This is a genomic window from Salmonella sp. NW1250 (assembly GCF_051812965.1).
Lineage (GTDB): Bacteria > Pseudomonadota > Gammaproteobacteria > Enterobacterales > Enterobacteriaceae > Salmonella > Salmonella enterica.
The window spans coordinates 40,634-59,333 of record NZ_JAMNDD010000018.1; the positions used below are offsets into that span (position 1 = coordinate 40,634).

Annotated in this window: 18 protein-coding genes; 6 read left to right on the top strand and 12 right to left on the bottom strand. The window is 52.6% G+C overall.

The annotated features are described in order from the left end of the window. Window positions 1-11 precede the first annotated feature (11 nt). Entirely contained in the window at window positions 12-836 is an 825-nt protein-coding gene (locus tag NBA72_RS22495; protein WP_439005669.1) for a WG repeat-containing protein, read from the bottom strand. A gap of 190 nt (window positions 837-1,026) precedes the next feature. Here NBA72_RS22495 and adeP point away from each other — a divergent pair, with 190 nt between their 5' ends. Continuing rightward, a complete protein-coding gene (gene adeP / locus NBA72_RS22500; RefSeq protein WP_042949719.1) occupies window positions 1,027-2,364 on the top strand; it encodes an adenine permease AdeP in 1,338 nt (445 codons plus the stop codon). Window positions 2,365-2,409: 45 nt separating this feature from the next. After that, window positions 2,410-2,835 carry a hypothetical protein gene (locus NBA72_RS22505; protein ID WP_001747551.1) on the top strand — a complete coding sequence of 142 codons (426 nt, stop codon included), beginning with the start codon at window positions 2,410-2,412 and terminating at the stop codon, window positions 2,833-2,835. Between the two features lie 6 nt (window positions 2,836-2,841). On the opposite strand, the gene NBA72_RS22510 is transcribed toward NBA72_RS22505, so the two are convergent. The 10 genes from NBA72_RS22510 to NBA72_RS22555 form a co-directional block, all read right to left on the bottom strand. Beyond that, complete coding sequence (locus NBA72_RS22510; RefSeq protein WP_076938353.1) at window positions 2,842-3,426, bottom strand: NADPH-dependent FMN reductase; 585 nt, start codon at window positions 3,424-3,426, stop codon at window positions 2,842-2,844. Further along, window positions 3,426-4,181, bottom strand: a complete 756-nt coding sequence (locus NBA72_RS22515) for a 4'-phosphopantetheinyl transferase family protein (RefSeq protein WP_000190681.1) — start codon at window positions 4,179-4,181, stop codon at window positions 3,426-3,428. Before NBA72_RS22515 ends, NBA72_RS22510 begins: the two co-directional genes overlap by 1 nt. Before the next feature lie 157 nt (window positions 4,182-4,338). Further along, the gene (gene yidZ / locus NBA72_RS22520) at window positions 4,339-5,298 is read right to left on the bottom strand and encodes an HTH-type transcriptional regulator YidZ (RefSeq protein ID WP_042949718.1); all 960 of its coding nucleotides are present in this window, start codon (window positions 5,296-5,298) and stop codon (window positions 4,339-4,341) included. Continuing rightward, window positions 5,267-6,454, bottom strand: a complete 1,188-nt coding sequence (locus NBA72_RS22525; RefSeq protein WP_042949717.1) for an MFS transporter — start codon at window positions 6,452-6,454, stop codon at window positions 5,267-5,269. Before NBA72_RS22525 ends, yidZ begins: the two co-directional genes overlap by 32 nt. A gap of 182 nt (window positions 6,455-6,636) precedes the next feature. Then, the gene (mnmE, locus tag NBA72_RS22530) at window positions 6,637-8,001 is read right to left on the bottom strand and encodes a tRNA uridine-5-carboxymethylaminomethyl(34) synthesis GTPase MnmE (RefSeq protein ID WP_000019081.1); all 1,365 of its coding nucleotides are present in this window, start codon (window positions 7,999-8,001) and stop codon (window positions 6,637-6,639) included. Window positions 8,002-8,141: 140 nt separating this feature from the next. Next, a complete protein-coding gene (gene yidC, locus NBA72_RS22535) occupies window positions 8,142-9,788 on the bottom strand; it encodes a membrane protein insertase YidC (RefSeq protein WP_000378283.1) in 1,647 nt (548 codons plus the stop codon). A gap of 2 nt (window positions 9,789-9,790) precedes the next feature. Continuing rightward, entirely contained in the window at window positions 9,791-10,048 is a 258-nt protein-coding gene (yidD, locus tag NBA72_RS22540) for a membrane protein insertion efficiency factor YidD (RefSeq protein WP_001307474.1), read from the bottom strand. After that, window positions 10,012-10,371, bottom strand: a complete 360-nt coding sequence (gene rnpA, locus NBA72_RS22545) for a ribonuclease P protein component (protein WP_000239725.1) — start codon at window positions 10,369-10,371, stop codon at window positions 10,012-10,014. Before rnpA ends, yidD begins: the two co-directional genes overlap by 37 nt. Window positions 10,372-10,387: 16 nt before the next feature. Further along, window positions 10,388-10,528 carry a 50S ribosomal protein L34 gene (rpmH, locus tag NBA72_RS22550; protein WP_000831330.1) on the bottom strand — a complete coding sequence of 47 codons (141 nt, stop codon included), beginning with the start codon at window positions 10,526-10,528 and terminating at the stop codon, window positions 10,388-10,390. Window positions 10,529-10,756: 228 nt separating this feature from the next. Then, window positions 10,757-10,849: a hypothetical protein gene (locus NBA72_RS22555; protein WP_418142141.1), complete on the bottom strand. Its 93-nt coding sequence runs from the start codon at window positions 10,847-10,849 to the stop codon at window positions 10,757-10,759. A 339-nt stretch (window positions 10,850-11,188) separates the two neighbouring features. Between NBA72_RS22555 and dnaA the strand changes: the two genes are divergently transcribed. The 4 genes from dnaA to gyrB all read left to right on the top strand — a co-directional run bounded on the left by dnaA (window position 11,189) and on the right by gyrB (window position 17,358). Continuing rightward, window positions 11,189-12,589, top strand: a complete 1,401-nt coding sequence (gene dnaA / locus NBA72_RS22560) for a chromosomal replication initiator protein DnaA (protein ID WP_000059093.1) — start codon at window positions 11,189-11,191, stop codon at window positions 12,587-12,589. Window positions 12,590-12,593: 4 nt separating this feature from the next. Next, a complete protein-coding gene (gene dnaN / locus NBA72_RS22565) occupies window positions 12,594-13,694 on the top strand; it encodes a DNA polymerase III subunit beta (RefSeq protein WP_000673474.1) in 1,101 nt (366 codons plus the stop codon). A gap of 147 nt (window positions 13,695-13,841) precedes the next feature. Further along, window positions 13,842-14,915 (top strand): DNA replication/repair protein RecF, encoded by a 1,074-nt coding sequence (gene recF / locus NBA72_RS22570; protein WP_000060081.1) that lies wholly within the window; start codon window positions 13,842-13,844, stop codon window positions 14,913-14,915. 28 nt (window positions 14,916-14,943) lie between these two features. After that, window positions 14,944-17,358: a DNA topoisomerase (ATP-hydrolyzing) subunit B gene (gyrB, locus tag NBA72_RS22575; protein ID WP_000072047.1), complete on the top strand. Its 2,415-nt coding sequence runs from the start codon at window positions 14,944-14,946 to the stop codon at window positions 17,356-17,358. Window positions 17,359-17,708: 350 nt separating this feature from the next. Here the strand turns inward: gyrB and NBA72_RS22580 are convergent, their stop codons facing one another. Beyond that, window positions 17,709-18,401, bottom strand: coding sequence for a hypothetical protein (locus NBA72_RS22580; RefSeq protein WP_042949716.1), 693 nt, complete (start codon window positions 18,399-18,401; stop codon window positions 17,709-17,711). Window positions 18,402-18,700: the final 299 nt, after the last annotated feature.

Consider the following 18,700-nt stretch of genomic DNA (forward strand, 5'->3'; position numbering starts at 1 on the left):
ATGTTTCCTGTTTAGTCGCCAAACCGTGGACGCGCGCCGCGTTGCGTTAACCATTTTTCTGTGTCATCCCGGCTGTAGCGCAGCGGCCTGACCAGGTTGCCTGTTTTATCGATCACTCCCCAGCGCCCGTTTTTAGCAACGGCGATGAAGTTGATATTGTACCGATAATCTGTATTAGAGACAGTATCGTAGCGAAAGGGAATAATGATGTTTCCTGAAAAATCAAGAAGGCCGTATAAAATCCTGCCGTTCATCCGCTTTCCCGCGACAAACGCATCGGGTCGCTGGTTTATCATCTGTATCGACGAAAATTGCGGCGCAATAATCACATTGCCGTAAGCATCGCCCATGCCGCTTAGCTGAGCGCTATTCTGGTAAGTCGAGAGAAAAACTATGGCGCTGCTTTCGGCTAACTCAATGCTGGAATAGACGGGCGGGTAGATAAATTGCTGCTGGCGGGCGCTATACAAACCGGTATGGTTACCGGTGAACGATGTTGAGACGTAAAACAGATCTGTTTCGCTGTCATAATGCTCAATATAGATTTTTTGCCACGGAATGATTGCCTGCCCAGCGGCGTTGTAGAGTCCACAAAACTCATCCTGACAGATGACGTAAAAGCGCGTTACTGGCAGTCTTAAGCCGTCGGCGCTAAAAGAAACGTCAGATATATCTACCTGGTCAGGTTTTAGCGGTAACGGTACAGGTGCGTTCAGATAAGTTTTTGGTTGAATGGTGTTGATAAGACTCAGAATGGATGAGCCTGCCGCCCCGGATGTTGAAGAAACCAACGCGAGTAAGAAAAACAGACGGGTAAACATAAAAATCCTTTTCATATCCTGGTCGCTGCCTCAGTATTTCCTGTCTCATATCGCTAGTTTAACGTTTACGTAATGCTGAATGAGGGGACGCAATCGTTGCCGTACTAACAAATTGAGTGAAAAAAATTACCACACAACTGCGCCAGGTGTCGCATTTTGGTATAGGATAACGGCGAATTTTCCCTCCTTTCTCCGGAAATTGATAATGAGTCAACAACACACCACCCAGGCTTCTGGTCAGGGTATGCTGGAACGCGTGTTTAAACTGCGCGAACATGGCACGACGGCACGAACCGAAGTGATCGCCGGTTTTACCACTTTCCTGACGATGGTTTATATCGTTTTTGTTAACCCGCAAATTCTGGGCGTAGCTGGCATGGACACCAGCGCCGTCTTTGTGACCACCTGTCTGATTGCAGCCTTTGGCAGCATTCTGATGGGTCTGTTCGCTAACCTGCCGGTGGCGCTGGCGCCCGCGATGGGGCTGAATGCGTTCTTTGCCTTCGTGGTTGTGCAGGCAATGGGACTGCCGTGGCAGGTAGGCATGGGCGCCATTTTCTGGGGCGCTGTTGGTCTTTTATTGCTGACTATCTTCCGTGTGCGTTACTGGATGATCGCCAACATTCCGGTCAGCCTGCGCGTGGGCATCACCAGCGGCATCGGCCTGTTTATCGGCATGATGGGGCTAAAAAACGCCGGCGTGATCGTCGCTAACCCGGAAACGCTGGTCAGCATCGGCAACCTGACCTCGCACAGCGTGCTGCTGGGGGTTCTCGGATTCTTTATTATTGCGATTCTCGCTTCGCGCAACATTCATGCGGCGGTGCTGGTGTCCATCATCGTCACGACGCTGCTTGGCTGGATGATGGGCGATGTGCACTACAACGGCATTGTCTCCGCGCCGCCAAGCGTCACCAGCGTGGTAGGGCATGTCGATTTGGCAGGCTCGTTCAATCTTGGCCTGGCGGGGGTTATTTTCTCCTTCATGTTGGTAAACCTGTTTGACTCCTCCGGTACGCTGATTGGCGTGACCGATAAAGCCGGCCTGGCGGATGCGAAAGGCAAATTCCCGCGCATGAAGCAGGCGCTGTTTGTTGATAGTATCTCTTCCGTCACTGGCGCATTTGTCGGAACGTCTTCTGTGACCGCTTATATTGAATCCTCTTCCGGCGTTTCGGTGGGCGGTCGCACCGGTTTGACGGCGGTGGTGGTCGGTATTTTGTTCCTGCTGGTTATCTTCCTGTCGCCGCTGGCGGGCATGGTGCCGCCTTACGCAGCGGCGGGCGCGCTGATTTACGTCGGTGTGCTGATGACCTCCAGCCTGGCGCGGGTAAACTGGCAGGATTTAACCGAATCGGTCCCGGCGTTTATTACGGCGGTAATGATGCCGTTTAGCTTCTCGATCACCGAAGGTATCGCGCTGGGCTTTATCTCTTACTGCGTGATGAAAATCGGTACCGGTCGCCTGCGCGACCTTAGCCCGTGCGTAGTGATTGTCGCGCTGTTATTCGTGCTGAAGATTGTGTTTATTGACGGCCACTAAGAACAACGAAATGGGCGGTAAAACCGCCCATTAACGTATAGAAACATGGACAAAATATTTATTCATCTCCCCAAACATTTAATTCGTTATGAAACAGGCCAGGCTATCGATTCCCTGGCTCAGCGTTTCAGCCTGCCTAATGAATCTTGCATGCAAGATTGGCCAATCGAGGTTGCGGATAATCGACGGTTGGATGAGTTTTTATCGGCTTATAGCGAATGCAACGATGATGAATGCTTTGTGTTAATGATAATACTTCTTGAATGTATAGATAACTTTGGTGAGCAGTACCATAAGCATCCTTCCTGGCCAGTAATCTATGACTTACTGGATAAACATATCACCAGACATATCTATACAGTGTGGTATTGGTCATGTACGGACTGTAAGGATGAAGAGTTGGAAGATGCTTTTTACATCACATCGGATATGCGTGCTTTACTAAAAAAGCACGCGTATTTACTACGGTGATAATCCTCAGTGTTTCACCCGCTGAATAAACTCGCCAAATGCGGTCAACTGACCGGTCAAATGATCTAACGTTCCCTGATCCACCACTTCTCCAGTCTGCGGGTCGACTTTATTCTGAATCACGCCGCCCATAAACTCCGGTTTGTTCATCACCATCGCATCAAGGAACACCAGAATCTGGCGCAGATGATACTGGCAGCGCGCGCCGCCAATCGCCCCCATTGAGCTGGTCTGGATAAGAACGGGCTTACCCGCCAGCGGCTGCTCAGGCAGACGGGATAGCCAGTCGATGGCATTCTTCAGGCCGCCGGGAACGGAATAGTTATATTCCGGCGTCACAATGACGACGCCGTCGGCGTTGCGAATCTGCTCCGCCAGCGCCTCTACGCTGGCTGGAAATCCCTCTTCCTGCTGGATATCGGCGTCATACAGCGGAATATCCCCGATCGAAGGCAGCGGCGATACCGTCATTCCTGCCGGCGCGACTTTAGGCAGCGTACGCGCCACCATCCCGTTAAAGGAACCTTTGCGTAAACTTCCCAGCAATGTAACCACATTCAGCGTTTCAGACATACGTGCCCCTTTTTTCATTATGAACGATTAAGCGTATACGATTTGGCGGCGGGGAGTTGGGCGAATCGCATCAGACGACCGGTTGGCTCATTGGCGCGCGTCTGGATATCGGGCAGGCTTTTCCAGCCCAGTTTGCCATCGAACTCCCACACTTTTAATTTTTCTATCGCTGGCGTAACGGTTACGGACCATACCAGCACATCTTCCGCATCGCACACGGCTTCAAGCTGCGTGACATGCGCGCACTTCAGGCGTCCGGCAACGGGTAAAAGTTGCAGCTCCCGCGGATCGTCATTCATGACATCGCCGGTGAGTTTTAACACGCTCTGGCGCAATGTGATGAGTTGCGCTCGCGCTTCGTTGGGATCGTTTTGATTGGATACCCATAAGTTTTCATTACGGGAGAAAGGGTGGCGTTCGAGCGAATGCGGATGGTGAAAGCCGCGGGAGGTGCGCTGTAATTCCATATCCAGCCCGCACTCTCCTTCGGTGGTCAACGCCACGCCAACCATATTTCCGGCGTAGGAGATAGAAAAACCTGGCAGATTTTTGTCACGAAACGCGGGTTTACCTTTCGCCTGAATAATGATTTCCGGCAGCTCGCTAATTCCGTACAGCATAAACATCAGTTCGGCAAGAAGGCCTCTGGAGGCAAGAAAACGCGTTCGTCGGTGAGCAGGCAGGTTTCTGGCTTCAATATGGCAAGACGAAGAGAGACGAATTGAAACCAACTGTCCCTCCGTAAGTATCCCTCTGGCAAAGTGAGTCGCCATTTTTCGCTCCGTGATTAATGGGCCGTGATAATGACGAGAGTAACATTAACGTAAATTATGGACAGGTTTTACGCTCTAAAAATTCAATTTCAGAAGGTTCTTTAATCAGACGGTGACATTTCTGGTAAGAGGAAGGTTAATTTATCAACGCAGGTGGTCAGATAAGGCGACGGCAGAGCGTGTTGATAGCCTGTCGTAGCCACACAATTTTGGGATTATGACTATTACGTTTGTGCCATAATAGGGTAAACGGCACCATCAGCTTTTCCCGCTGTTGCGCATCAAAAGGCAGGGGGCGCGCCACTAACGGTAGCTGGTGGAGCTGATTGTAGTGCTGGCAATAGCGCGGCGCGGTTGCTATCAGGGTGTGATCCGGCTGGGCGGCCATAAAGAGCGACTGCTCGAACCCCGGCAGGCTCAAGGCAATATGGCGTTTGCGTCCCATTTCTTGCAGGACATCATCCAGCGCCCAGGTATCGCTTAGCTCCCAGCAAATACTGATATGCGGGTAGCGCAGAAAAGTGTCCAGATCCCACGCTTCGCGCAGCGCCGGATGATCTTCCCGCAGCCAGACCCACGGCAAATCGCTAAACAGTACCTCAAAATCAATCGCGAGCGGCAACAGACTGAGCAATTCTCGCGAGCGGGGATGGCTTTCGCGTCCGGTAAATCCGATATCAACTTCCCCGCGCGTAATCGCCTCCAGCGAGTCATAATCCCAGTTGCGAACCTTAATGGTAGCCTGCGGATAGCGCTGATAAATCTGCTGCGACAGTGAATTAAACATAATCATCATCAGCGGCGACTCTGCTGCCAACTCAAATTTTAAACCGCGCGGCGTTTGATGATGCGGTTTATCAAGCAGTTGATTCCCCATCTGCATCCAGTCCGCCAGACTTTGCTCCATACTGACCATCAGCGGCGTCGGCGCCAGGCCCAGCGGCGTATTGACGAACAGCGGATCGTCAAACCATGCCCGGAGTTTCGCCAGCGATTTGCTGACCGCCGAGGGCGTTACGTTCATCCGTTTTGCAGCTTTAGTGACGCTGCGCTCCTGCATGAGTAACTGTAGGCATAACAGCAAATTAAGGTCGAGATTGGTAAGGGATTTCTTCATGCTCGGCTACGGACCTGTTGGGCGTGACGGAGAAGATCAGCAGAATACTCACTATGCTACAACCAATCAGAATCCCGATCAGCATATTCATCGCGCTGATACCGAGTATTGCCGCCAGCCAAATCCACAGTGATGAACCGCAAACCTGCGCGATACCCAGCGTGGAACTGGCCACTCCGGCGCGCAGCGAAAACGGCCCCAGCGCCTGGCTCATCGCGACGCCAAAACCAACCGAGAATCCGGCGCAGATAAGCGTCAGGCCAAAGAGCGTGACGGTATTGGTATAAGCAAGGCTTAACGTCATGCCAGCCGTCAAAAACAGCCCCTGTGAGACGAGCATTAAGGTTCGCGGCTTAAATAACCCAAGCGCAAAAGGGGTAGAAAAAGAGACGACCATGCTGACGCCTGCGGTGAGCGCCATGGTAATGGCATAGTCGCCACGGCTAAATCCCATCACCTCCATCAGCAGCACTGGAGAGGCATTGACGAAGGTCAGGATCACCGACACGCTAAGGGTGGTGATCGCCAGTCGACTAACGAAAAAACGGTTAACCAGCGACTCGGCGGCGGGCGACGATCGTGATAAATCGCGTGGAGCCAGCCTTGCCGGGCGCGTCTCGCGCAGGATAAACAGTGATAACAGGCCCACAATAATGCCCATCGCGGACATCGTATAGAACAGACTTTGCCAGGGGAAACGAAGCATAATCAAATGCCCCATCACCGGGGCGAGTACCGGCACAATACAGGTAATCCCATTCAATAATGACAGCACTTTCGCCCGACGATGCTCGTCGAGCGTGTCGCGCAGAATGGCGAACGCCACCACATAGCAGCCGCCTGCGCCTACTCCCTGAAGAAAACGTCCACTCAGAAATAGCGAGCCTTCCGACGCCCGTGAACAAAGCAGTGAGGCCATCATAAAGACGAGTGCGCCGACGATCGCGACCGGCTTGCGGCCTGACTGGTCGGCTATCTTCCCGGCAAACAGCATGGCCGTCGCCATTCCGGCCAGGTAAACGGAGAAGGCGATATGCAACTGCGCCTCGCTGGCGTTCAGATCGGCGGCTATACGCGGTAAACCGACCAGATACATATCAATACCGGCAGGATAGAGTAAAACCAGGGCAAAACTACACAGTAGAAAACGTTTCATAGCGGCCTCGCGAAAAGTGTGGCGCTAAGAATACGGGGCGACGTTGCGCGAGACGAGTTGCCATTTGGACAACAGTGATTTCCTCATGGGAAATCATTGCTGCCGGATGGCGGCATAAACGCCTTATCCGGCTTACGGGTTTTGTAGGCCCGGTAAGCATCGCGCCACCGGGCAACACAACGTTATTTACCAATACAGAAGCTGGAGAAAATCCGTCCCAGCAGGTCGTCGGAGGTAAACTCGCCGGTAATCTCGCTTAAGCTTTGCTGCGCCAGGCGCAACTCTTCCGCCAGCAGTTCCCCCGCCCATGCGCCTAATAGCTGCGCTTTGCCCTGCTCAAGGTGTTCAGCGGCTTCCGCCAGCGCCTGTAGGTGACGGCGACGGGCCAGGAAGCCGCCTTCCATATTGGTATCAAACCCCATGCTCTGCTTGAGGTGGTTACGCAACACGTCGACGCCTTCGCCGGTACGCGCCGAGAGGCGAACCAGTGAGTGACCGTTTACTTCACTAATACCCAACGTTTCGCCGGTGATATCCGCCTTGTTACGTACCACGGTAATCGGTAGATTTTTGGGCAGACGGGCGATAAAGTCCGGCCAGATGTCGGCAGGGTCAACGGCGTCCGTCGTGGTGCCATCCACCATAAACAGCACGCGATCGGCCTGTTCAATCTCCTGCCAGGCGCGTTCGATGCCGATACGCTCAACTTCGTCGCTGGCGTCGCGCAGTCCGGCGGTATCGATGATATGCAGCGGCATCCCGTCGATGTGAATATGCTCGCGCAACACGTCGCGCGTGGTACCGGCGATATCGGTAACAATGGCCGCTTCACGGCCTGCCAGCGCATTCAGCAGGCTGGATTTCCCGGCATTCGGGCGTCCGGCAATCACTACCTTCATCCCTTCGCGCAGCAGGCTGCCCTGGCGCGCTTCGGTTCGCACGGCGTCAAGATCGGCGATGACGCCATTGAGCTGCGCTTCAATTTTGCCGTCAGAGAGAAAGTCGATCTCCTCATCCGGAAAATCGATAGCCGCTTCGACGTAGATTCGCAGGTGAGTAAGTGCTTCCACAAGGTGGTTAACGCGGGCGGAAAATGCCCCCTGTAACGAGTTTAGCGCCGAACGCGCCGCCTGTTCGGAACTGGCATCGATCAGGTCGGCAATGGCTTCCGCCTGGGCTAAATCGAGCTTATCGTTGAGGAACGCTCGCTCGGAGAACTCGCCCGGTCGGGCAATGCGCACGCCTGGAAGCGTCAGGATACGTTTTAATAGCAGGTCCAGGATCACCGGACCGCCGTGCCCTTGTAGCTCCAGCACATCTTCACCGGTGAAGGAGTTCGGGCCGGGGAACCACAGCGCAATACCCTGATCCAGCGCGCTGCCGTCAACGTCTTTAAACGGCAGGTAGTCGGCATAGCGCGGCTTCGGCAGCTTGCCCAGCACCTCTTGCGCAACGTCGCGCGCTTTCAGACCAGAGATACGCAGGATACCCACGCCACCGCGTCCCGGTGGGGTTGCCTGGGCGACGATAGTGTCGTTATGGCTCATGGTTAGTCTCAACTTTGTTGCAATAAAAAAGGCGGTCATATGACCGCCTTTTGATTGTAGGCCTGATAAGCGTTAGCGCCATCAGGCTGACCGGCGCGCCTTGCCGGATGGCGGCTTCGCCTTATCCGGCCTACACCGAATCAGGATTTTTTCTTCTCGCGGCTATGCAGGCCACGCTTCTCCAGACCACGGTAAATCAGCTGCTGCTGAATGATGGTGACCAGGTTGCTGACGATATAGTACAGCACCAGACCTGACGGGAACCACAGGAAGAACACCGTAAAGATGACCGGCATAAAGGTCATGATCTTCTGCTGCATCGGGTCGGTCACGGTGGTCGGCGACATCTTCTGAATGAAGAACATCGTTACGCCCATCAGGATCGGCAGAATGTAGTACGGGTCCTGTGCGGACAGGTCATGAATCCACAGCGCGAACGGCGCATGACGCAGTTCAATGGAACCCATCAGCATGTAGTACAACGCCAGGAAGATAGGCATCTGGATGATCAGCGGGAAGCAGCCGCCCAGCGGGTTAACCTTCTCCGCTTTGTACAGGGCCATCATCTCCTGGCTTTGGCGCTGTTTATCATCGCCAAGACGTTCGCGCATCGCCTGAATTTTCGGCTGCAGCATACGCATCTTCGCCATTGACGTGTACTGCGCTTTGGTCAGCGGGTACATGATACCGCGAACGATAAAGGTAATGATGATAATGGAGAAGCCCCAGTTGCCCACAAAGCTGTGGATCCACTTCAGCAACTTGAACAGCGGCTGAGAGATGAACCACAACCAGCCGTAGTCCACGGTCAAATCCAGGTGCGGTGCAACAGCCGCCATTTTATCCTGAATTTCCGGGCCGACCCACAGGGTGCTGGTCATCGCGCCAGTCTGGCCTGGCTGTACCAGTACCGGCTGCGCTTTATAGCCGATAGCGACAATGCCGTTACCCAGATTGGCGGTGTAGAAATTGTTGGTGCCGTCGTTACGCGGAATCCATGCGGTAGCGAAATACTGCTGCAACATTGCCACCCAACCGCCTTTGGAGCTGACGTTGAGGTTTTCGTTATCGGCAATAGTGTCGAATTTGTATTTCTCATACTTCTCATCCGGCGTGGAGTACGCTGCGCCGCGGAACGTATGCAACGCAAAGTTGCTGCTGCCGGTGTCGCGATGAGGAGGCAGGTTGACGGATTGTTTTAACTGACCAAAGGTGGAGACTTCCAGCGGTTTTTCGCCGGTGTTCTGCACGCTATAGTTCACGTTAACCGCATAATCGCCACGCTTAAAGACAAACGTTTTGGTAAACGTGTTGCCTGCGGCGTCAGTATAAGTCATCGGAACCTGCAGTTCGTTCTGACCGTCGGCCAGTACAAACGCCTCTTTCTCGACGTTGTACAGCGGACGCGGGCCGTTCGCCGGGTTATCCGGGCCGTCGCGGCCTGTCAGGCCGCTTTGCGCCTGATAGATAAACTGCGGGGTGGTTTCCAGCAGCTGGAACGGTTCGTTGGAACCCAGTTCTTTCGGGTAAGCCGGGAGCAAGGCCTGCTCGACATCACCACCACGGGTGTTGATAGTCAAATCAAGCACATCGGTTTTCACCGTAATCATTTTCCCCTGGCCACTGGCTGGTACGCCCTGGTCGGCGGCGCTACCCGCTGCGGTGGTCGTTGTCTGCGTGGTCTGTTGAGTCTGAGGTTGCGGATTTTTATCCTGCTCCCAGGCTTGCCAGATCATGAAAGACACGAACAGCAAAGCGATGACTAAAAGATTGCGTTGCGAATCCATCGTTAGTGTTCTCTGGTATCAAATGGTCCGGGCGGGACGGGATCGTCACCACCAGGGTGTAAAGGGTGGCATTTTAATACGCGTTTCACCGTCAACCAACTGCCTTTTATCACTCCAAACCTGCGCAATGCCTCAATTCCGTAGCTTGAGCACGTTGGCGTGAAACGACAATGCGGCCCAAGCAGCGGACTGATCAGGCGTTGATAGACCCGAATAAGGGCTATCAGGACCCGCGAGCCAGGCGACAGTGGCGGCGCCATAATTTTTCCAACGCTTCCGAGAGAGCACGGTTATCGAGGTCGGCAACCCCTTTTTTCGCCACCACCACGAAATCCATTGCAGGAAGTTCATGCTGGCGCAGACGGAAGCTTTCACGCGTCAGACGTTTAATCCGGTTGCGTTCATGCGCACGTCGAACATTTTTCTTGGCGACGGTAAGACCGATACGGGGATGCCCCAGCGAATTCAGGCGGCCGAGGATGGTGATTTGCGGCGTGCCAGCCCGTTGAGGTTGCTGGAAGACGAATGTGAAATGAGCGGGAGTTAACAAACGTAACTCCCTGGGAAATGCGAGCTTAACCACTCAGGGGTTAGCTTTATTACTTGGAAACGGTCAGACGAGCGCGGCCTTTAGCACGACGACGTGCCAGAACCTGACGACCATTTTTAGTAGCCATACGAGCACGGAAGCCGTGAGAACGGTTGCGCTTCAGTACAGACGGTTGAAAAGTGCGTTTCATGGCGATTTCTACCTAAACTTGAATAAATTCACTGACTTTTGCGTATACCCGAACAAACTTTGAACGACTTACGCCACAGTGTGGGTGATTAAAGAGGCCGGATTGTAATAATTGTACACTCCGGAGTCAATTCTCTTTCCTTATTTTCCCGCGATTTTCCACGCCTTTTTGTGCGGAAAATAAGCAGCGTTGACGCCATATGACGGGCATTGCGCGACGGGTGGAGAATTATACGGACTGCCAGGTAAAGCGCAAGGATCGCCCTGGATCTTTATGCGATCTTTTAGGCGTCTGCTCACCTTTACCTATTAATTTTTTCAATATGCGCGCGAAAGCGTACAGGAGTTCCCCAGGATCGATTACACTTATCCTTTCCTGGAAAGTCCTGTGGATAAATAGGGAAGAATCTGTGAGAAACAGAAGATCTCTTGCTCAGTTTAGGCTATGATCCGCGGTCCTGATCGTTTCAAACGATCCTGGTCAGGCATGAACACGAAATCTTTCAGACTGCGTGAAGTCGCGATCGTTTGAAAGATCCGTGAAAACCGCAGACAGCGGTTCGTGCGTCACCCTTCATGCAGGGTCTTATCGACGTGCGCCAACAATCATTAATGTATCAGCCTTTGTCATTTATCGACTTTTGTTCGAGTGGAGTCCGCCGTGTCACTTTCGCTTTGGCAGCAGTGTCTTGCCCGATTGCAGGATGAGTTACCAGCCACAGAATTCAGTATGTGGATACGCCCGTTGCAGGCGGAACTGAGCGATAACACGCTGGCTTTGTATGCGCCAAACCGTTTTGTGCTCGATTGGGTAAGAGATAAGTACCTCAACAATATCAATGGATTACTCAACACATTCTGCGGCGCGGATGCCCCACAACTGCGTTTTGAAGTGGGAACAAAGCCCGTTACGCAAACGCTAAAAACGCCTGTGCATAACGTTGTCGCGCCTGCGCAGACAACGACGGCGCAGCCGCAGCGCGTAGCGCCTGCGGCCCGTTCTGGCTGGGATAACGTACCAGCGCCGGCGGAGCCGACCTACCGCTCCAACGTCAATGTAAAACATACATTTGATAACTTCGTCGAAGGTAAATCCAACCAACTGGCGCGCGCGGCGGCACGTCAGGTGGCGGATAATCCTGGCGGCGCTTATAACCCGTTATTCCTCTATGGCGGCACCGGTCTGGGTAAAACTCACCTGCTGCACGCGGTGGGTAACGGCATTATGGCGCGTAAACCCAACGCGAAAGTCGTGTATATGCACTCCGAGCGCTTTGTGCAGGACATGGTAAAAGCCCTGCAAAATAACGCCATCGAAGAGTTTAAACGCTACTACCGCTCCGTTGACGCATTGCTGATCGACGATATTCAATTCTTCGCCAATAAAGAACGATCCCAGGAAGAGTTTTTCCACACCTTTAACGCTCTGCTGGAAGGCAATCAGCAGATCATTTTGACGTCGGATCGCTATCCGAAAGAGATCAACGGCGTTGAGGATCGTCTCAAGTCCCGCTTTGGTTGGGGGCTAACAGTGGCGATCGAACCGCCAGAACTGGAAACCCGCGTGGCGATCCTGATGAAAAAAGCGGACGAAAATGATATTCGTCTGCCAGGCGAGGTCGCGTTCTTTATCGCCAAGCGTCTACGCTCTAACGTACGTGAACTGGAAGGCGCGCTGAACCGGGTGATCGCCAATGCCAACTTTACCGGCCGGGCGATTACTATCGACTTTGTGCGCGAAGCGCTGCGCGATTTACTGGCGTTGCAGGAAAAACTGGTCACCATCGACAATATTCAGAAGACGGTGGCGGAGTATTACAAAATCAAAATTGCGGATCTGCTTTCTAAGCGTCGATCTCGCTCGGTAGCACGTCCGCGCCAGATGGCTATGGCGCTGGCAAAAGAGCTCACCAACCACAGTCTGCCGGAAATCGGCGATGCGTTTGGCGGGCGCGACCACACTACCGTACTTCATGCCTGTCGTAAAATTGAGCAACTGCGTGAAGAAAGCCACGATATCAAAGAAGATTTTTCGAATTTAATCAGAACACTATCGTCGTGATCCTATGAAATTTACCGTTGAACGTGAACATTTATTAAAACCGCTTCAGCAGGTCAGCGGCCCGCTGGGCGGTCGTCCTACGCTGCCGATTCTCGGTAACCTGCTCCTCCAGGTAGCGGACGGTACGCTTTCTCTGACCGGCACCGATCTTGAAATGGAGATGGTCGCGCGCGTTACGCTTTCTCAGCCGCATGAGCCGGGCGCCACTACCGTGCCGGCGCGGAAATTCTTTGATATCTGCCGCGGCCTGCCGGAGGGCGCGGAGATTGCCGTTCAGTTGGAAGGCGATCGGATGCTGGTGCGTTCTGGCCGTAGCCGCTTCTCGCTGTCTACGCTGCCTGCCGCCGATTTCCCGAATCTTGACGACTGGCAAAGCGAAGTTGAATTTACGCTGCCGCAGGCCACGATGAAGCGCCTGATTGAAGCGACCCAGTTTTCGATGGCTCATCAGGATGTGCGCTATTACTTAAACGGTATGCTGTTTGAAACGGAAGGTAGCGAACTGCGCACTGTCGCGACCGACGGCCACCGTCTGGCGGTGTGCTCAATGCCGCTGGAAGCGTCTTTACCCAGCCACTCGGTGATTGTGCCGCGTAAAGGCGTGATTGAACTGATGCGTATGCTCGACGGCGGCGAAAACCCGCTGCGCGTGCAGATCGGCAGTAATAATATCCGCGCGCACGTCGGCGACTTTATCTTTACCTCGAAGCTGGTGGATGGTCGCTTCCCGGATTACCGTCGCGTTCTGCCGAAGAATCCGGATAAACATCTGGAAGCGGGCTGCGATATCCTCAAGCAGGCGTTTGCCCGCGCGGCAATCCTCTCGAATGAGAAATTCCGCGGCGTGCGTCTGTACGTCAGTGAGAATCAGCTCAAAATCACCGCCAATAACCCGGAGCAGGAAGAAGCGGAAGAGATTCTGGACGTGAGCTACGGCGGGACGGAGATGGAAATCGGCTTTAACGTCAGTTACGTGCTGGACGTGCTCAATGCGCTGAAGTGCGAAACCGTGCGCATTATGCTGACGGATTCCGTATCGAGCGTACAGATTGAGGATGCGGCGTCACAGAGTGCTGCCTACGTTGTTATGCCAATGAGGCTGTAGAATCTGAAAAGGGGCTGGTTTACTTGCCATTTCGCCTCCCGGCAGTGCTCGAAATGCTCACGTACTTCGTGTACGCTCCGCTTTCTGCGCGCTGGCGGTAGACGAACTGGCTGCGACACACACGCCCCTGGACGAATGTACTAATATATGTCACTGACGCGCCTTTTAATCAAAGACTTCCGCAACATAGAAAATGCGGATCTCGCTTTATCCCCCGGCTTTAACTTCCTGGTTGGCGCCAACGGCAGCGGCAAAACCAGCGTGTTGGAAGCTATCTATACGCTTGGCCACGGTCGGGCGTTTCGCAGTTTGCAGCCTGGCCGCGTGATTCGTCATGAGCAGGAAGCGTTTGTTCTTCACGGGCGCCTGCAGGGCGAAGAGCGTGAGACGTCGATTGGCTTAACCAAAGATAAGCAGGGCGACAGCAAAGTCCGTATCGATGGTACCGACGGTCACAAGATCGCGGAGCTGGCGCATTTAATGCCGATGCAGTTGATTACGCCGGAGGGGTTTACTTTACTCAACGGCGGCCCCAAATACAGAAGAGCGTTCCTTGACTGGGGATGCTTTCACAACGAAGCCGGATTCTTCACCGCCTGGAGCAACCTGAAACGATTGCTGAAACAGCGTAATGCTGCGCTGCGCCAGGTGAGTCGTTATGAGCAATTGCGCCCGTGGGATAAAGAGCTGATTCCGCTGGCGGAACAAATTAGTACCTGGCGGGCGGAGTACAGTAGCGCTATCGCACAGGACATGGCGGATACCTGTCAGCAGTTTTTACCTGAATTTTCCCTGACGTTCTCTTTCCAGCGCGGCTGGGAGAAAGAGACAGACTATGCGGACGTGCTGGAGCGAAGCTTTGAGCGTGACCGTATGTTGACCTACACCGCGCACGGGCCGCATAAAGCGGACTTTCGCATTCGCGCCGACGGCGCGCCGGTGGAAGATACCCTGTCGCGCGGGCAGCTAAAGTTATTGATGTGCGCCTTACGTCTGGCGCAGGGCGAGTTCCTCACCCGCGAAAGCGGGCGGCGCTGCCTGTACCTGATAGATGATTTTGCCTCTGAACTTGACGATGCGCGTCGCGGACTGCTGGCCAGCCGCTTAAAAGCCACGCAATCGCAGGTCTTTGTCAGCGCAATTAGCGCTGAACACGTTATAGACATGTCGGATGAAAATTCGAAGATGTTTACCGTGGAAAAGGGTAAAATAACGGATTAACCCAAGATTAAATGAGCGAGAAACGTTGATGTCGAATTCTTATGACTCCTCCAGTATCAAAGTCCTGAAAGGGCTGGATGCGGTGCGTAAGCGCCCGGGTATGTATATCGGCGACACGGATGACGGCACCGGTCTGCACCACATGGTATTCGAGGTGGTAGATAACGCTATCGACGAAGCGCTCGCAGGTCACTGTAAAGATATCGTCGTGACTATTCACGCCGATAATTCCGTGTCCGTAACGGATGATGGCCGTGGCATTCCGACCGGGATTCACCCGGAAGAAGGCGTCTCGGCGGCGGAAGTGATCATGACCGTTCTGCACGCGGGCGGTAAATTTGACGATAACTCCTATAAAGTCTCCGGCGGTCTGCACGGCGTGGGCGTCTCGGTAGTCAACGCTCTGTCGCAAAAACTGGAACTGGTTATCCAGCGAGATGGCAAAATTCACCGTCAGATCTACGAGCACGGCGTGCCGCAGGCACCCCTGGCCGTCACTGGCGATACCGATAAAACCGGCACGATGGTACGTTTCTGGCCGAGCCACGAAACCTTCACCAACGTCACTGAATTTGAATATGAGATCCTGGCGAAACGCCTGCGTGAACTGTCATTCCTGAACTCAGGCGTCTCCATCCGCCTGCGCGACAAGCGCGATGGCAAAGAAGATCATTTCCACTACGAAGGCGGCATCAAGGCGTTTGTTGAATATCTGAACAAGAATAAAACGCCGATCCACCCGAATATCTTCTACTTCTCCACCGAAAAAGACGGTATCGGCGTGGAAGTAGCGCTGCAGTGGAACGACGGTTTCCAGGAAAACATCTACTGCTTTACCAACAACATTCCGCAGCGCGACGGCGGTACCCACCTGGCAGGCTTCCGTGCGGCGATGACCCGTACGCTGAACGCCTATATGGACAAAGAAGGTTACAGCAAAAAAGCTAAAGTCAGCGCTACCGGCGATGATGCCCGTGAAGGTCTGATTGCGGTGGTTTCCGTAAAAGTACCGGACCCGAAATTCTCCTCACAGACCAAAGATAAGCTGGTCTCTTCCGAGGTGAAATCGGCGGTAGAACAGCAGATGAACGAACTGCTGAGCGAATACCTGCTGGAAAACCCATCTGACGCGAAAATCGTCGTCGGCAAAATTATCGACGCCGCGCGTGCGCGTGAAGCGGCGCGTCGCGCCCGTGAAATGACCCGTCGTAAAGGCGCCCTGGATTTAGCGGGCCTGCCGGGCAAACTGGCGGACTGCCAGGAACGCGACCCGGCGTTGTCCGAACTCTACCTGGTGGAAGGGGACTCCGCGGGCGGCTCTGCGAAGCAGGGGCGTAACCGCAAGAACCAGGCGATTCTGCCGCTGAAAGGTAAAATCCTCAACGTCGAGAAAGCGCGCTTCGACAAGATGCTCTCCTCTCAGGAAGTGGCGACGCTGATTACCGCGCTGGGCTGCGGTATCGGTCGCGACGAGTACAACCCGGACAAGCTGCGCTATCACAGCATCATCATCATGACCGATGCGGACGTCGACGGCTCGCACATCCGTACGCTGCTGTTGACCTTCTTCTATCGTCAGATGCCGGAAATCGTCGAGCGCGGCCACGTCTACATTGCCCAGCCGCCGCTGTACAAAGTGAAGAAAGGCAAGCAGGAACAGTACATTAAAGACGACGAAGCGATGGATCAGTACCAGATCTCCATCGCGCTTGACGGTGCGACTCTGCACGCGAACGCCCATGCGCCGGCGCTATCCGGCGAAGCGTTAGAAAAACTGGTCTCTGAATATAACGCCACGCAGAAAATGATTGGTCGTATGGAGCGTCGCTTCCCGAAAGCGCTGCTCAAAGAGCTGGTGTATCAGCCAACTCTGACCGAAGCCGATCTTTCTGATGAGCAGACTGTAACGCGCTGGGTGAATGCGCTGATTACCGAGCTGAACGAGAAAGAGCAGCACGGCAGTCAGTGGAAGTTCGATGTTCATACTAATACGGAACAGAATCTGTTCGAGCCTATCGTGCGCGTGCGTACGCATGGTGTGGATACCGATTATCCGTTGGATCACGAGTTTGTGACCGGCGCGGAATATCGTCGTATCTGCACGCTGGGCGAGAAGCTGCGCGGTCTGATTGAAGAGGACGCGTTTATCGAACGCGGCGAGCGTCGCCAGCCGGTAACCAGCTTCGAGCAGGCGCTGGAGTGGCTGGTGAAAGAATCACGTCGCGGTCTGGCTATCCAGCGTTATAAAGGTCTGGGTGAAATGAACCCGGATCAGCTGTGGGAAACCACCATGGACCCGGAAAGCCGCCGTATGCTGCGTGTGACCGTCAAAGATGCGATTGCTGCCGACCAGCTGTTCACCACGCTGATGGGTGATGCCGTTGAGCCGCGTCGTGCCTTTATCGAAGAGAACGCCCTGAAAGCAGCGAATATCGATATTTAATATTCCCGCGTAATCTCTCCCTTATATAAGGGAGAGATTTAGTCTGTAGGTTGAGGGGAGCGAATCCCAACATTTAACAGCGCCTGGAAGGTTTGTCAGCAGTCTGAGATTTAGTAACGCATTGGGGGTAGTGAGTGCAATACAATGACATATCCAATATAAAGAATTATAGCCACTACAAGTATCGTTAAAATTAATATTTCTAATAATTTGTTCATAATATATCCTTGATGTATTTTCCATTGTTTAGCATTAAAGATACTTTGTTGGTTGGATAGAGTATTTACTCCGCCATCCGACAAGGTAAGGCTGACATAGAATGCCTGAATACATTCAGGCATTCTTTATTATTAGTAGCGCATCGCCGGTAAAGAATTCATGATAATAATATAGCCAATTGCCTGGAAGGGCGCAGTGACAACATCGCCAATAATAGAGAATGGCATTAATAAAACCTTAGCCGAGAAATGCTTCTTATCACGTGTGAAATTTATTTTATGGGAAGATTTTAGTAATATTTCATTTTCATTATCGGCATCTTTGGGTTGGATTTTTCCTGCTAACGTAAAATAAAAAGGACTGCCAGGATCGTTTTCATGTACATAAAATGCCTCTCTGACTTTTGATTTTTCTTCTTCCGTCAAAGACTTATAGCTGTAGCTAATATCTGAAGGGCGGACGCAATGAAACTCATTTTGTTTGTTCCCTTTTTTACTATCGGTAGAACAGTAAAGCTGTTTGGAAAATTCGATAATTCTTTTATCTATATGAGGGTTATTCAGTAAAGTGACGAAATTTCTGGTTGTTGTGTTGATATTATCATCTTTTATATCAAGTTGATAATTATTGTCTTCACCAACAAATGTCCACGTTTTCTCTCCGTTTGTAGTCGTTGATGGTTTGATACTTTTTATTTCATCTGTTTTCCAGACTTCTGTCGTGGGTGCGCTTTCCGTTTTTATAGTATCGAGTAAAGATGACGTCATACAACCGCTTAAAAAATAACTCATGGCAATGGCTGATATTATTTTAATTATTTTCATGAATGTATTCCTTACATGTCATATTCGTTATTATTACCACGCCGCTAATTTTATTGCTATTTTTTCTATCTGCGCTTTCTTACCGGTGTGCCGTTTAATCGAAAGCTGTGTTATTTTTATTTTTTTCAGAGAGTACTAACGGTAATTGTCATCAAATTATTCATTCCTCAAATGGTTTAACGGGACACTCAGTCTCTTTTTCTTCTATAGACGGTGAGTTTCCCAATAACCTCCTTTATTTTTCTGTATGTTATTGCCTGATAAATCGGTCAATGCACAATAGAAGCAACCATTGTAAA